Genomic DNA, 15,971 nt, shown 5'->3' with positions numbered 1-15,971 from the left:
CCTCGGCTCCGCTCGGCAACCTAATTTGTAATTGGTATGACATCATGGTTAGCAACACAAATTTTCTCCCCCCAATTCAAACAAACGAATTTCTCCCACCAATTACTCGTTGGACAACATGGGGCGGCATGTTTATTCTCTGCGTTCTCGGATTAGCTGTGCCACTTGCTGCAATTTGTAAGTATAAGGTTACAGTCCAAGCACAGGCGGTTGTGCGTCCGGCGGGTGAATTGCGAATTGTGCAAGCGGCGACTGAAGGTCAGGTAATGCACATTTATGTCAAAGAAAATCAACTTATCAAAAAAGGAGATGCGATCGCAACTATCGATGACTCCCGTCTGCAAACCAAAAAGAGCCAATTGCAAATTAGTATTCAACAATCTAAGTTACAACTAGTGCAAATCAATGCCCAGATTAGTTCCCTTAATAGCCAGATTCGAGCCGAAACTGACCGCATCAACCGGATTATTACTGGCGCCCAAGCGGAATTGAGCGGCCGCCGTCGCGAATATCAAGATAAAAATCTGACCACTGTTTCCGAACTCCAAGAAGCTAATGCCAACGTCAAAATTGCTGAGAAAGAATTACTGGCTGGGGAAGCACAGTTAAAAACAACACAAGCAAATCTCCATGCTGCTGAAGCTGCCTTGGGTGTAGCCCAATCAAAACAGAAGCGATATGAGAGTGTAGCCAACCAAGGGGCGCTATCCCAGGATCAATTTGAAGAAGCACAATTAGCTGCCAAACAGCAAGAACAAGCGGTAAAGGCGCAAGCAGCAGCAGTGGAAGGGCAAAAAGAAACAATTGAACGGTTACAACAAGCAGTATCTGCTGTCATTGCCAGAAGACAACGCGCCCAAGTTGCCGTAAATCCAAGTAATACAGAAGTAACTGTTGCTACTGAAAGGATAGCTCAAGAAAAAGCTGGAGGGGAAAGCAACAAAGCAACGATAGAAAAGGAACGTCAAGCCTTAGTTAATCAACAGATTGAAACTGAAAAACAGCTAGAACGCGATACTAGCGAACTTAAACAAGCCGAAATAGATTTAGCTCAAACTGCGATCGCAGCTACTGCCGATGGTATCATCTCCCAACTCAATCTGCGAAACCCAGGTCAAACTGTGCGGGCTGGCGAGGAAGTATTGCAAATTGTCCCCACTGATGCACCTCAGATTTTGAAAGCTGCGGTGGCATCTGATGAGCAAAGTAAGTTAAAAATTGGTCAAAAAGTCCAAATGCGAGTCAGCGCTTGTCCTTACCCAGATTATGGTACTCTGAATGGTCAAGTGCAGACGATTTCTCCAGATGCGATCGCTCCTCAAAAGAATGGCACAAATGCATCTATGAATGGGACTACTAGTCCAAAAGCTACTGCGACTGGTGCTTTTTATGAAGTGACTATTGAACCGGAAACTCTGGTTTTAGGTAAAGGGAAAAACCAGTGTCACATTCAATTGGGTATGGAGGGTAGGGTTGATATTATTTCCCGTGAAGAAACTGTGCTGCAATTTTTTCTCCGTAAGGCGAGGTTGATTAGTGATTTTTAACTTTTTATTTTGGGAACCATTACCTAATTTTAAGTTTTAAAAACTTTACTTTCATCTAGTTTAAATATCTGGTGAAATTAATTGTAGAAAAATTGATCGGGACGACTAGCTGAAAACCTTTGAAGATGTGGCTCAAAGCCGTGGCTTAAGGGAATTGCATATTCACAGGTATGAAATGAGCAAACGAGGCTGGTTGTGACATGGCAATCTATGGAGATAAAAATTTGCACTCAAATTTATTAGGAGTGTTTAGTATTATTGGAGTGCTTGCTCATGTCATATTTTGTTGTGAAAATCACGCCTTAGCCCAGATTAACCCTGATAGAACATTGGGTAATAACTCTTCAAGAATCACTCGCAATATCAATATTAAAGGTAGTGCTGCTGACCGCATTGATGGTGGAACAATTCGCGGTGCTAACCTGTTCCATAGTTTCCAGGAATTCAATATCGGAGAATCCCAGCGAGTTTATTTTACCAATTCCACGGGAATCTCCAATATTTTTACACGGGTGACGGGAAGTAACGTCTCGAATATTCTCGGTACTTTGGGGGTGAATGGTGGTGCAAATTTGTTTTTGATTAATCCCAATGGCATTTTATTTGGGAAGAATGCACGGCTGGATGTGGCGGGTTCGTTTGTGGCAAGTACGGCGAATTCATTTGTGTTTGGCAATGGGTTGGAATTTAGTGCAACTAATCCTCAGACTCCTTCCCCATTACTAACAGTTAATCCTTCGGCATTGTTTTTCAATCAACTTCAGACTGGCAGAATTGAAAACAGGTCAATTGCACCAGCAGGAATAGATTCGGCAGGTTTCAATGCATTTGGTTTACGAGTAGGAGATGGTAAAAGTTTGCTGCTAGTGGGCGGTAATGTCAGCATGGATGGTGGGAAATTATTTGCTTCTGGTGGGAGAGTGGAGTTAGGAGGGTTAGCAGCACCTGGAAATATTAATCTTGTTTTTAATGGCGATAATCTCAGCTTGAAATTTCCTCTGAATGTGACTCGTGCAGATGTATCGCTTACCAATGAAGCGCGTGTGGATGTAAAAGGTGCTGGTGGCGGTAATATTGCGATTAATGCCCAAAATGTAGAGATATTAGGCGGAAGTACCCTTAATGCTGCTATTGGGGAGGGTTTGGGGACACCTGAGACTATTGGAGGAGATATTACGCTAAATGCTACCGAAGAAATCAAAATTGCTGGCTTTGGTAGCGGGATTAACAATTTAGTAGAAAAAGGAGCATTTAGTAATGGGGGTAACATTACCATTGATTCTGGTAACTTATCTCTAAGTGATGACGCTGGAATTAATGTCGTAACTTTAGGAGTGGGAAATGCAGGGAATGTGACAGTGCGTGCAAAAAATGCTATTTCCCTTGCAGGTAATAATGGTTATGGCATTTTCAGCATCGTGGGAGCCGGAGGTGTCGGTAAAAGTGGCAATATCGACATTAATGCAGCAACCCTGTCACTCACTAATGGCGCTGCAATTAATGTCGTAACTTTAGGAGTGGGAAATGCAGGGAATGTGACAGTGCGTGCAAAAAATGCTATTTCCCTTGCAGGTAATAGTGGCATCGACAGCGGGGTGGGGCAGGGTTCTGTAGGTAACGGTGGCAATATTGACATTAATGCAGCAACCCTGTCACTCACTGATGGCGCTAGCCTGTCAACTTTTACTGGTCTTGCATCTGATACCCAACCAGCAGGAAGAGGGGATGCAGGCAATGTCAATGTGAAAGTAACAGGTACTGTTGATATTGCTGGAGAGAAAAACGGTATTAAAAGTGGGATTTCGAGCTTGGTGTCCATAGGAGGAGTTGGCAATGGGGGTAATATTACCATCGATTCCGGTGACTTCTCTCTAAGTGATGGCGCTGTACTTCTTGCCTCAACTTATGGGCAGGGGAATGCGGGGAATGTGAGAGTGAGTGCAAAAAATGCTATTTCCCTTGCAGGTAATGCTTACATCTCCAGCGTAGTGGGAGACGGAGGTGTGGGTAAGGGTGGCAATATCGACATCAATGCAGCAACCCTGTCACTCACTGATGGTGCTAGGCTGCAAACCTTTACTAGTCGTGCATCTGATACCCAGCCAGCAGGAAGAGGGGATGCGGGCAATGTCAATGTTAAGGTAACAGGTGCTGTTGATATTGCTGGGGAGAAAAACGGTTTTAGCAGTGGGATTTACAGCTTTGTTGACACAGGAACAGTTGGCAATGGGGGTAACATTACCATTGATTCTGGTGACTTCTCTCTAAGTGATGGCGCTGTACTTGTTGCCTCAACTGTTGGACAGGGGAATGGGGGGAATGTGAAAGTGGGTGCAAAAAATGCTGTTGACCTTGCAGGTAATGCTTATATCTTCAGCACGGTGGAAGCGGGAGGTGTGGGTAAGGGTGGTAATATCGACATCAATGCAGCAACCCTGTCACTCACTGATGGTGCTAGCCTGCTAACCTTTACTAGGGGTACATTTGATACCCGGTCAGCAGGAAGAGGGAATGCAGGCAATGTCAATGTTAAGGTAACAGGTGCTGTTGATATTGCTGGAGAGAAAAACGGTTTTAGAAGTGGGATTTACAGCTTTGTAGACACAGGAACAGTTGGCAATGGGGGTAACATTACCATCGATTCTGGTTCATTCTCTCTAAATAATAACGCTTTCCTTTTTGCCTCAACTTCAGGAGTGGGGAATGCGGGGAATATTCGCATCAATGTCAAAGATGCGGTAACTGTTTCTGATTTTAGTGGTTTATTTACATCTACTAATTCTACTTCCACTGGCATTAGTGGTGATATCTCAGTAAACACCAATATCTTTCGGATCTCCGACGGCGCTTTCCTAGATGCACGTACTACAAATAATCAAAAGGGTGGCGATATTACGGTAAATGCAAATCTCTTTGAAGCACTCAATGGTGGACAACTCACCAGTACTACCTCAAGCAATGGACGTGCAGGTAAAATAACTATCAACGCTGATGATCAGGTAATAATTAGTGGTATTGACCCTACTTACAGCGATCGCATTGCTAAATTTCCTGATTACGTAGCAAATATCAGCGCTAACAGTGGCTTATTTGTCAATTCCACAGGTTCAGGAATTACAGGCGACATCGAAATCAACTCACCCAAAATTACCTTAGACAACCAAGGTAAACTCAACGCCGAATCTGCATCCGGTAACGGTGGTAACATCAACGTCAACAGCGATTTACTCTTACTCCGTCGCAACAGTCAAATCTCCACCAACGCAGGTACAGAAAAATTAGGTGGCAATGGTGGTAACATCAATATCAACTCAAAATTTATCGTTGCAGTTCCCAAAGAAAATAGCCATATCAGCGCTAACGCCTTTACAGGGATTGGTGGTAGAGTTGACATTACAACAAACGGTATTTTCGGTATTCTTCCGCAAAAAAGCCCAACCGAAAACAGCGACATTACAGCGAGTTCACAATTGGGAGTGAGTGGGGAAGTAACTATCAACAGTCCAGATACTGACCCCAGTCGCGGTTTAATTCAACTACCCTCTAATCTCGTGGATGCATCCCAACAAATTGCCCAAGGTTGCACTCCCAGAAGAGGACAAAATGCCAGTAGTTTTATCGCCACTGGACGCAGTGGATTACCCCAAAGTCCTAATGAACCGTTGCGGGGACGAGCAGTGATTACTGGTTGGGTAGATTTGCCCGCACAAGCAACAGCCATCACGGATAAATCATCTACTGCATCTATGACCAAATCTACTGATCAGATTGTGGAGGCTCAAGGATGGATTGTTGATGATAAGGGTGATGTTATCCTTATGGCTCAATCTGGGCAAAGTTCTTCTATTCCTTCTGCCATGTCCTGTAGTCAATAATTCATTACTCCAAAAGTCGGGGAGCTAAGAGGATGTTTGAAAAGTCATGATTGATGTATCAAATATTTTTTACCCCACCCTAACCCTCCCTTTGCAAAGGGGAGCCACTGCGTTGGGCGGCTTTGCCGACTTAAAGCAAGTGGCGTGAGGGAACCAGATTTTTCTTGTTTTCTCCCTTGTAAAGGGGGGATTAAGGGGAGTAATAATGTGATTAAAATTACAGCTAACTACTTTTTAAACAACCTCTAACGGCGCTTTATTATCTGCAAACACCCAAAAGTCATAAAAACAATCAGTGGCAACGAATGTGTAACGGAGTGTAACATATAGTTCTTTGTAATTTTTTCTTTTGGGAAGCATTAGACATAGAAGTGAAAAACAGACGTAGAAGTGCTACCTCTATACAAAGGTTCTGGATAACGCATATTTAATTTCACTCCTAATGTCTATTACCTATAGGACTTACGCAAAAATAACGTAATTTTGTCATTACGAGTGATAGCGAAGTAATCCCCCCTGATGCTCTTATTGCTTCCTTACACTCCGTTTCGGTCGCAATGACAATATCGGCGTTGCGTAAGTCCTAACCTAATTTTAAGTTTTAAAAACTTTACTCTCATCTAGTTCAAATATCTGCTGAAATTAATTCTAGAAAAATCTATCAAGACGGCTAGCTGAAAACCCTTGAAGATGTGGCTCGAAGTCGTGGCGTAAAAAAATTGCATATTCACAGGTAGGAAATGAGCAAGCGAGGCTGGTTCTGATATGACAACCTGTAAAGATAGGAATTGGCACTCAGATTTATTAGGAGTTTTTAGTATTATTGGAGTGCTTGCTCATCTCATATTTTGTTGTGAAAATCACGCCTTAGCCCAGATTATCCCTGATGGAACATTGGGTAATAACTCTTCAAAAATCACTCCCAATGTCGATATTAAAGGTAGTGCTGCTGACCGGATTGATGGTGGAGCAACTCGTGGTGCAAACCTGTTCCATAGTTTCCAGGAATTCAACGTCGGAGAATCCAAACGTGTTTATTTTGCCAATCCTACAGGAATATCAAATATTCTCACACGGGTGACAGGAAGTAATATCTCCAATATTCTTGGCACTTTGGGGGTGAATGGTGGCGCAAATTTATTTTTGATCAATCCTAATGGCATTTTATTTGGGAACAATGCACGGTTGGATGTGGCGGGTTCCTTTGTAGCAAGTACGGCGAATTCTTTTGTGTTTGGCAATGGGTTGGAATTTAGTGCAACTAATCCTCAGACTCCTTCTACATTACTAACAGTTAATCCTTCAGCTTTACTATTCAATCAAATTACTGCTGCACCGATTCAAAATAATTCAGTCGCCCTAGCAGGATTCAATAAGTCCGGCTTTGATGCCTTTGGTTTACGTGTAGCAGATGGTCAAAGTTTGCTGCTAGTGGGTGGCAACATCAGTATGGATGGCGGAAGGTTAAATGCTTTTGGTGGGCGAGTGGAGTTGGGAGGATTGGCAAGTGCAGGAACAGTTGGGCTGAATGTTGATGGCAATAACCTAAGTTTGAGTTTTCCTCAAAAGGTGCAACGAGCAGATGTATCACTGATTAATCGCGCTCAAATAAATGTTCGTACAGACAATGGTGGCAGTATTGCAATCAATGCTCGAAATTTGGAGCTTTTAGGAGGAAGTAGCCTGCGGGCAGGAATAGGATTGGGGTTGGGTTCAACTGATAGTAAGGCGGGAAAGATTGAGGTCAATGCAACAGGAGCAGTTAATCTTAGAGATGGCAGCCTCATTTCTAACGCTATGCTAGGCGCAACTGGAAAGGGAGGAGATATTAACATAACGGCAGGATCATTTGCGCTTACAAATGCAGCTACTGTACTAACCAGCACCTTTGGGCAGGGAGATGCTGGAAATGTAACGCTTCAAGCTCAAGATAGGGTTGCATTCATCAATGGCTCCTACATAGGTACCAGTGGTTTAGGACAGGGAAATGCGGGCAGTGTGACGATTTCAACCGAAGGTGCCATTGTTTTCGATGCTCTCGACAGCCTTAAGCCTAATATCACGGGTGTATTTAGCAATGTAGAGTCGGAGAGTGTAGGTGATGCAGGTAATATCTACATTAATGCAGCATCAGTTTCTTTAGTCAACGGAGCAAATATAAGAAATCAAAACTTAGGAAAACTTGGTAATGCAGGCAATGTAATTATCCAGGCTCGTGGTAGCGTTTCCTTTGATGGCGTAAGTATAGATAAAAGTTCAACCAGTGGCGTTTTTAGTTTTTTGGGATCTAATACTGTGGGTAGGGGAGGAAACATCAGTATCACTACAGAGACGCTTTCACTTACTAATGGCGCTGAAGTAGCCAGTAGCACTTATGGGCAGGGTGATGCAGGTAATATCACAATTGATGCTAGCAATACCGTTTCCTTTGATAACAGCGCTATATTTAGCACGGTGGAAGAAAAAGGAAGAGGACAGGGAGGAGATATCCGCATTAGTGCCAAATCACTCTCTCTCAGTAATAATGCTCGACTGCTTACTAGTACCTTCGGACAGGGAAATGCAGGAAGTATCATAATTGATACAAAAGATGCTGTGTTTTTGGATGGTAATAGAAGTCGTGCCTTGAGTACGTTAGAAAATACAGGCGAAGGAAAGGGTGGAGACATCCGCATCACTACAAGAGCGCTCTCCCTTACCAATGGCGCTCAACTAGCTAGTAGTAGTGACGGTGATGGTAATGCAGGTAATATCATAATTAATGCCCAACAAACCGTTTCCTTGAGTGGAGATGATACTATTGCCTTCAGTACTTTAGATGATGATGGCAAGGGTCGGGGTGGAGACATTAACATCACCACAGCATCCCTTTCGATTACTAATGGCGCTCAACTGGCTGCCAGCACTTTTGGAAAGGGAAATGCGGGCAATGTCAATATTGATGCCGATGACACCGTTACCTTTGCTGGTGTAGGTCGTAATGGCTTGTTTAGTGGTGCTTTTAGTAGTGTAGAATCTGGGGCAGTTGGTGATGGGGGTAACATAAATATCACAACTGGCTCCCTTTCTTTAAATAGTGGTTTTCTGAGTGCCAGTTCATCAGGAGAAGGAAAGGCAGGCAACGTAAAAGTCGAGGCAAACTCTATCCGTCTTGATGAAGGTGGTATTGTATCTTTAACTACATCTGGTGACGGAGGAGATATTGTCCTATCAGCAAAAGATATCTTCCTGCTGCGCCGTGAAAGTCTGATTTCAAGCACCGCAGGCATTGCCCAGGCTGGTGGCAATGGTGGCAACATTACCATTAACACTCCTTTCCTCGTCGCCGTTCCCAATGAAAATAGCAACATCACTGCCAATGCCTTCAAAGGCTCTGGTGGCAAAGTCACAATCAATGCTACTGGTATTTTTGGTATAACAGTGCTGAGTCGAGAAGACTTGGTGCGACTGTCGGGAACTAACGACCTAGCTCAACTCGACCTTCAACAGCTTCCAAGTAGCATCACGGCAATTTCCCAAACAAGTCCTACGTTAAACGGTCAGGTAACTATCAACACTCCAGATACTGACCCTAGTCGCGGCTTAATTCAACTACCCTCTAACCTCGTGGATGCATCCCGACAAATTGCCCAAGGTTGCACTCCCAGAGGAAGACAAAACGCTAGTCGTTTTATCGCTACAGGACGCGGTGGATTACCCCAAAGTCCTAACGAGCCGTTGCGGGGACGAGCAGTGATTACTGGTTGGGTAGATTTGCCCACACAAGCAACAGCCATCACGGATAAATTATCTACTGCATCTATGACCAAATCTAGCGATCCAATTGTGGAGGCTCAAGGATGGATTGTTGATAGTAACGGTGATATTATGCTTGTGGCTCAATATGCACAAAATTCTTCTATTCCCTCTGCCATGTCTTGTAGTCAATAATTCGTTACTTCAAGATTCAAAGGAGGAATTCCGATGAAAGTCAAGATTCATAAAAACAATCAGTGGCAACGGATATGTGACAGATTTAATATATGGTTGATTCATCCCTTTAAAATCCATAAGTTGCCTGTTTTCATGCTCTTGGTTCTGGTGACAGCTTTTTTGTGCGTTACTGCTTTTCCTGTTGCTGCAACTATAGAAACACAACATATCGCAACTCTTGGAGTGTCAATCCAAAATCCTCCTGCACAAACACAAGACTTGCTGCAACAGGGTAAAGTGCTGTATGAGGCAGGACAGTTTGCAGAAGCGGTTAAAGTTTTGCAACAAGCAGTTAAAAGTTATGGCAGCCAGGGCAATGAATTGCGGCAAGCTGTAGCATTAAGTAATTTGGCATTGGCATATCAAAAGCTGGATAATTTGATACAAGCGCAACAGGCAATTACAGATAGCTTGAAGTTGGTCGAAAAATCCTCTCCTGGCGAAAATCTTCAGGTTTTGGCTCCAATTCTAGATATTCAAGGTAGTATTCAACTAGACTTGGGACAAGCTGAACAGGCACTTAATACCTGGCAACGTGCGGAGGTCACCTATAAGCAATTAGGCGATCGCAATGGCATTATCCGCGATCGCATCAATCAAGCACAAGCATGGCAAGTTTTGGGATTTTACCGTCGGGGTTTGACAATCTTGACTCAAGTGCAGCAGCAGTTACAATCAAAACCTAATTCAGTCAGTAAAGCAATAGAATTACGGTCTTTCGGAAATGCTCTGCAATTAGCAGGAGATTTGAATCAATCCCGTCAGGTATTACAGCAAAGTTTGTCAATTGCCCAAAAATTGGATTCTCCCCAGGATGTCAGCGCGGCCTTATTCAGTTTAGGCAACACGGCCCAAGGACAGCAAGATTTTAAGGGGGCAATAGAGTTCTATCAGCAAGCTGCTGCGATCGCTCCTAACCCGATTAGCAAAGTTCAGGCTCAAGTTAATCAGTTGAATTTACTAGTGAACACGGGACAAACAGCCGCCGTGCAGACACTATTGCCGCAAATCCAAACTCAACTGGCACAACTACCTCCTTCTGTAACAACTATTTATGCCCAGATTAATCTAGCTCAAAGCTTGATGAAGTTCGGGACTACACCCCAAGCGATCGCTCAAATCTGCGCCAGAGCCTTGCAACAAGCTGAAGATTTGGCAGATAAACGAGCTGAGAGCTTTGCTGTTGGGACTCTGGGCAGTGTATACGAGCAAACTAAACAATGGTCAATAGCCCAGAACCTCACCCAACAGGCACTGACCATAGCCCAAACAATCAACGCCCCAGATATCGCTTATCGTTGGCATTGGCAGTTAGGACGCTTGTTGAAACAGCAGGGAGAGATTGAAGGCGCTATTGCCACCTATGATACTGCGGTTAGTGAATTGCAGACTCTCCGTAATGACTTAGTGGTCGTAAATCGAGATGTCCAGTTTTCCTTTAAAGAAAGTGTAGAACCTGTATATAGAGAGTCCGTAGAATTATTGTTGCAGTTTCAGCAAACTCATCCGAGCGAAGCAACCCTAGACAAAGCTAGACAGAGGATTGAAGCACTGCAACTGGCGGAATTAGACGACTTTTTCCGGGAAGCTTGCATTAATGCCAAAACTGTTTTACTTGACACAGTGGTAGATAAAGATAATCCCACAGCCGCAATCATTTATCCAATTATTCTGCCTGATCAACTCCAAGTGATTGTTAAAATTCCTCACCAACCACTGCGTAATTATACAGTAAATAAGTCACAAAATGAGGTAGAACGTATTATCAGAGAACTCAGAGAGTATCTATTAGAACCTGATAGGGCTGAAGAAGTACAGGCGTTATCACAGCAAGTCTATGGGTGGTTAATCAAAGAAATTGAGTCAGATTTAAAAGATAATGGCGTCAAAACCCTTGTATTTGTACTGGATGGAATATTGCGAAATGTGCCAATGGCTATATTGTATGACGGTCAGCAATATTTGGTAGAAAAATACGCTGTAGCACTCAGCTTAGGACTTCAATTACTCGCACTCAAACCCTTAACACAAACAAAACTCAATGTATTAGCTGCTGGGTTAGTGCAACCACCACAAGGCTTTCAACAGCAATTTCCACCGCTACCAGAAATTAAATCAGAATTCGACTCTATTTCCCAAGCGATCGCGTCTACCACCCAGTTACTAGACCGAGATTTCAACAGCAAAAACCTAGAGAGTAAGGTAAATACTGTGCCATTTAATGTGTTACATCTGGCAACCCACGGTCAATTTAGTTCCAATGTTGAGAATACTTTTATACTTGCAAATGATGGCCCGATCAACGTCACGCAATTTGATAGCCTACTGCGCCGTCGGGATCAAACTCGCTCAGAAGCTTTGGAAATGCTAGTGTTAAGTGCTTGCCAAACTGCTACTGGTGACAATCGCGCCACACTAGGGCTAGCAGGAGCATCCGTAAAAGCTGGCGCCCGTAGTACCTTGGCTTCACTATGGCATATCAGTGATAAATCTACTGCTATCTTAATTGGTGAATTTTATCGTGAGTTAGTTAAAACTGAGGTGACAAAGGCTGAAGCCTTACGTCGTGCCCAAGTAAAGTTGTTAAAAGATTATCCTAATTACAGTCGTCCTGGTTACTGGGCACCTTATGTTTTAGTTGGTAACTGGCTTTGACAAATTCTATCTACTTATTGAAGTTTCTAGAGATTACCCTTCTGGAAAGTGATAGAAGCTGTTCATGAGCGATCGCCCCCTAATTGCAACGAGTTTTTAAATCTGAAAAATCAGGTATTAAGTGGAGTTGGAAAACAATAGTATTAATTGATGCTAATGTGAGGTAGTTATGACTGCTGAAGAACTGCTAGAGCGTTATGCTATCGGGGACGTGCCAAACTCGAATTAGGAGTAATATCTTTAATGAAAAATATCTTCATCTGTGCAGTTGTAATCTACACAACTTGTATTTACCCAATTAAGACATCAGCAGGAGAAAAACCTTCTGCGATTTTTCATGCATTTGACCAGCAGTACACTGATATCGAAAAGTTTGTCTGTGAAATAGGGAAGCAAGGATATTCTCACATTCAAATTTCTCCAGCCCAAAAATCTAATCCCGCTCCAGAATGGTGGGCACGCTATCAACCTGTAGACTACAGCATTATTGAAGGTAGAGGTTCACTCTTCAATTTAAAAAAACTTATTAGTCAAGCCCACAGTTGTAATGTAAAAGTGATTGCTGATGTTGTTTTCAATCACATGGCTAATTTAGATGGCAATGATGATTTTGAAGATTTAACTAAATTTCCAGGTCTTTCTATAAATGACTTTAATTCGGATTCAAATCGTCCAGGTAAAAAATTTTGTAGCATTAATTATAGTGATGGCAACAGAGATTCAGAAATTAATTGTTGGTTAGGTGGACTTCCTGAATTGAGATTTACCAATAATGTTAAAACAATTCAAAAAGCTCATTTAAAAAAATTGCTAGATTTAGGAATTGATGGATTTCGGTTTGATGCTGCCAAGCATATCCCAGTAGATGTTATTAAAGAGTACATCAGCTATGTGGATCAACAAAGTCAAGGCAAAGCATGGAATTATCTTGAGGTAATCACAGATAGCGACACCAGTACAGAAAATTATAACTGGATTGCTGCTGTCACAGATTTTGTTCTTTACAATTCAATGAAAAATGCCTTCAGCTTTGGTGGAGATTTGCGTTCTCTGCGAGTTCCCACAGGCATAAACGATCCACGTAGCGTCACTTTTGGCAGAAACCACGATACGATCCGTGAGATTAATTCCAATGCTATTAACCCCTATAGCGATCCTTCTGACTCTTTCCTCGCAACAGCATATATCCTGGCGAGAGAAAGTGGCACTCCTTTAATACTGAACTGGGATAATAGAGATGCTGCTTTTATCAAATATGGTGTTAAATTCCGCCAAATTATGCATCAACGAGGCAATCAGGGAAAAAATATCAAAGAAAATATTTTAGCAGTCGTTGATAGTCCGACTGTATTGCTAATGGAGCGAGGTAGTGAAGGATTTTTTGTTATCAATAAAGGGAATAATAAATTTAATATCCCAGCACTGGATTTGACCTTGACAAATTTGGATGGATGTTATCGGGAACTCCGTAATAATTTTACTGTTGTGATTGAACGTCGCGATCGCAAGAAAAAATTTATAACTCGTTGGGGAGGCTGGAATAGAGGCGGTATGGAAGTTCAAAAACGCGATGCCCTCTATTTTATTCGAGAACCTTTTAATCAATGTCAAGTGTAGAAGCTCCCTCCATTTCTTCTCAGCTTTTTATTGCAAGCGTACAGATACACTACCTGCATGGGCTGGCAAACCTTCTGCCTCTGCTAAGGTGACAGCTGCTTTGCCTATTGTCTGTAATGATTGTTTGTCACATTCTAAAAAAGTAATTCGTTTGAGAAAGTCGTAGACACTCAAACCAGAGGCAAAGCGGGCAGAACGGGCAGTTGGCAGTACATGGTTGGGGCCTCCTAAATAATCGCCAATCGCTTCTGGAGTATAGCGTCCTAAAAACACGCTGCCGGCACACTTAATTTGATCGGCAAGCAGTTGCGGGTTGTCTGTACACAATTCCACATGTTCTGGAGCTAGTTGATTCAGCAGTGGTATACTCTCGGCTAAATCACTGACCAGAATCACGGCTGCATAATTTTGCCAACTTGCACTGGCAACTTCTCTAGTGGGTAAATCGGCAAGAATTTTCTCAACAGCCTTTATTACTTGTTGCGCGAAGATTTCGGAATCAGTAATTAAGATTGACTGGGCACTAGGATCGTGTTCTGCTTGCGATAGTAAATCCCAGGCAATCCAATCTGGGTTGTTCTGGCTGTCGGCTACCACTAAAATTTCTGAAGGGCCAGCGATGCTATCAATGCCAACAGTGCCAAAGACTTGACGCTTGGCTTCAGCAACATAAGCATTACCAGGGCCAACAATTTTATCCACCGGGGCAATGCTTTCTGTACCATAAGCTAATGCTGCGATCGCTTGCGCCCCACCAATGCCATATATTTCTGTAACACCAGCAACTTGAGCAGCAGCCAATACGGCAGGATTAATCTCACCGCCAGGCATCGGTACTGTCATGATAATTCTTTCAACACCAGCAATCTTAGCTGGTAAGGCATTCATCAACAAAGAACTCGGATAGCTAGCCCGTCCCCCTGGTACATAAATTCCCACTTGCGACAGCGCTACCCAATTCAATCCCAGTTTTACCCCGACTGTATCGGTGTAGCCAATATCTTGCGGTAGTTGTTTTTCATGGAAAGCCACAATCCTTTTAGCAGCAAATTCCAGCGCCGCCAAGACATTGGCAGGACATTGCGTTGCGTGTTCGGCAATAAAGGTTTCGCTTAGATGCAAAGACTGGAGATTGTTGCGATCAAAGCGGCTAGTATAGTCCTTGACTGCGGCATCACCACGTACTTTGACATCAGCTAGAATCTCACGTACTGTCCCACTAACATCAACTGTAACTTCCCGGCGATCGCTTACAAGAGTTTGGAATTTGACAGAAAAATCTTTGTCGGTAGTTTGAAGTAGCTGCATGGACAGTACCTTAAAAGCAGTGAGGTCAATAATTAGTTTAACTCCTGATTAACTTGCTCGATATGACTGTGGCTTATATGCATCACTCTTTTTCAGATGTAAGCTAAAAGCACAAAAGATTATGAATTAACATCCTATGCAGCAGTCCACAAGAGGCAATTACCGGGATCTTTGGCGGCAGCTTGTTACTTTGGCTGCAATCTTCGGTGCTTTCTTTATCAACGTAGTATCAAACGTTTTTCCGCTCAATGGACTTAGCATCGGGGAAATTTCCAATACCTTGTTTAAAAATGTCCTGATTATCCCTGCCAATTACGCCTTTGCTATCTGGGGGCTGATTTACCTTGGCTTGTTTGCTTTTGGGGTATACCAAGCTCTACCTAACCAACGACATGAGCCTGATTTACGTAAGACAGGTTATCTGTTGGTGATTGCCTGTGTTGCTCAAAGTATCTGGGTGTATCTGTTTTTGTCTCGGCTTTTTGCTCTTTCTGTCATTGCAATGCTCTTGATTCTGTTGCCCCTGATTGCTGTCTATGTGCAGTTAGAAATTGGCAAATTGCGTGTACCTCGGCTGAAAAAATGGTGTATTCACTTTCCGATTAGCATTTATCTAGGCTGGATTAGCGTGGCGACCATTGTTAACGTAGCGTGTGCCTTGGATTTTCACAGGTGGAACGGTTGGGGCATTTCTACTGTAATCTGGACTCTGATCATGGTATTGATAGCAACAGCAGTTGCAGCAGTTATAGTTATCCAGCATCGAGACATCGCTTATACAGGAGTAACACTCTGGGCATTGGTGGCGATCGCCCTCAAGCATTCTAATAACTCAATGCTCAGAAATACCGTATTGGTTTTGGCAATTGTCCTACTTTTAACAGCTACGATTAACAGCTTACGCACCCAACAAGAACATATTTAAGTGTGATAACATACCCGCCCAGCGTCTCTCAAGAGAGAACTTTTAGCAAGCGTTCGTTAAGCACGTACAACA

General features: G+C 43.0%; 7 protein-coding genes. 6 read left to right on the top strand and 1 reads right to left on the bottom strand.

All coding sequences use genetic code 11. The features are described 5' to 3' along the window. Positions 1-44 precede the first annotated feature (44 nt). The 5 genes from V7K60_RS15310 to V7K60_RS15290 all read left to right on the top strand — a co-directional run bounded on the left by V7K60_RS15310 (position 45) and on the right by V7K60_RS15290 (position 13,666). Positions 45-1,547: an HlyD family efflux transporter periplasmic adaptor subunit gene (locus tag V7K60_RS15310; protein WP_334926718.1), complete on the top strand. Its 1,503-nt coding sequence runs from the start codon at positions 45-47 to the stop codon at positions 1,545-1,547. Between the two features lie 200 nt (positions 1,548-1,747). Then, positions 1,748-5,422, top strand: a complete 3,675-nt coding sequence (locus V7K60_RS15305) for a two-partner secretion domain-containing protein (RefSeq protein WP_334926717.1) — start codon at positions 1,748-1,750, stop codon at positions 5,420-5,422. Positions 5,423-6,187: 765 nt separating this feature from the next. Continuing rightward, the gene (locus tag V7K60_RS15300) at positions 6,188-9,352 is read left to right on the top strand and encodes an S-layer family protein (protein ID WP_334926716.1); all 3,165 of its coding nucleotides are present in this window, start codon (positions 6,188-6,190) and stop codon (positions 9,350-9,352) included. 33 nt (positions 9,353-9,385) lie between these two features. Next, positions 9,386-12,049 carry a CHAT domain-containing protein gene (locus V7K60_RS15295; RefSeq protein ID WP_442944407.1) on the top strand — a complete coding sequence of 888 codons (2,664 nt, stop codon included), beginning with the start codon at positions 9,386-9,388 and terminating at the stop codon, positions 12,047-12,049. A gap of 243 nt (positions 12,050-12,292) precedes the next feature. Further along, positions 12,293-13,666, top strand: a complete 1,374-nt coding sequence (locus tag V7K60_RS15290; RefSeq protein ID WP_334926715.1) for an alpha-amylase family glycosyl hydrolase — start codon at positions 12,293-12,295, stop codon at positions 13,664-13,666. 27 nt (positions 13,667-13,693) lie between these two features. Here V7K60_RS15290 and hisD read toward each other — a convergent pair whose 3' ends face one another. Next, positions 13,694-14,974 carry a histidinol dehydrogenase gene (hisD, locus tag V7K60_RS15285; protein WP_334926714.1) on the bottom strand — a complete coding sequence of 427 codons (1,281 nt, stop codon included), beginning with the start codon at positions 14,972-14,974 and terminating at the stop codon, positions 13,694-13,696. 136 nt (positions 14,975-15,110) lie between these two features. Between hisD and V7K60_RS15280 the strand changes: the two genes are divergently transcribed. Beyond that, positions 15,111-15,899 (top strand): tryptophan-rich sensory protein, encoded by a 789-nt coding sequence (locus tag V7K60_RS15280; protein ID WP_334926713.1) that lies wholly within the window; start codon positions 15,111-15,113, stop codon positions 15,897-15,899. Positions 15,900-15,971 lie beyond the last annotated feature (72 nt).

The sequence above is a fragment of the Nostoc sp. genome, assembly GCF_036917555.1.
Lineage (GTDB): Bacteria > Cyanobacteriota > Cyanobacteriia > Cyanobacteriales > Nostocaceae > Nostoc.
The sequence above is the reverse complement of the archived record's forward strand: the minus strand, read 5'-3'. Positions and strand labels throughout refer to the sequence as shown.

Excerpts from the sequence above, each read along its gene's own strand:
- V7K60_RS15310 (WP_334926718.1), top strand. The coding sequence starts at position 45 with ATGGTTAGCAACACAAATTTTCTCCCCCCAATTCAAACAAACGAATTT.
- V7K60_RS15305 (WP_334926717.1), top strand. The coding sequence starts at position 1,748 with ATGGCAATCTATGGAGATAAAAATTTGCACTCAAATTTATTAGGAGTG.
- V7K60_RS15300 (WP_334926716.1), top strand. The coding sequence starts at position 6,188 with ATGACAACCTGTAAAGATAGGAATTGGCACTCAGATTTATTAGGAGTT.
- V7K60_RS15295 (WP_442944407.1), top strand. The coding sequence starts at position 9,386 with ATGAAAGTCAAGATTCATAAAAACAATCAGTGGCAACGGATATGTGAC.
- V7K60_RS15290 (WP_334926715.1), top strand. The coding sequence starts at position 12,293 with ATGAAAAATATCTTCATCTGTGCAGTTGTAATCTACACAACTTGTATT.
- hisD (WP_334926714.1), bottom strand. The coding sequence starts at position 14,974 with ATGCAGCTACTTCAAACTACCGACAAAGATTTTTCTGTCAAATTCCAA.
- V7K60_RS15280 (WP_334926713.1), top strand. The coding sequence starts at position 15,111 with ATGCAGCAGTCCACAAGAGGCAATTACCGGGATCTTTGGCGGCAGCTT.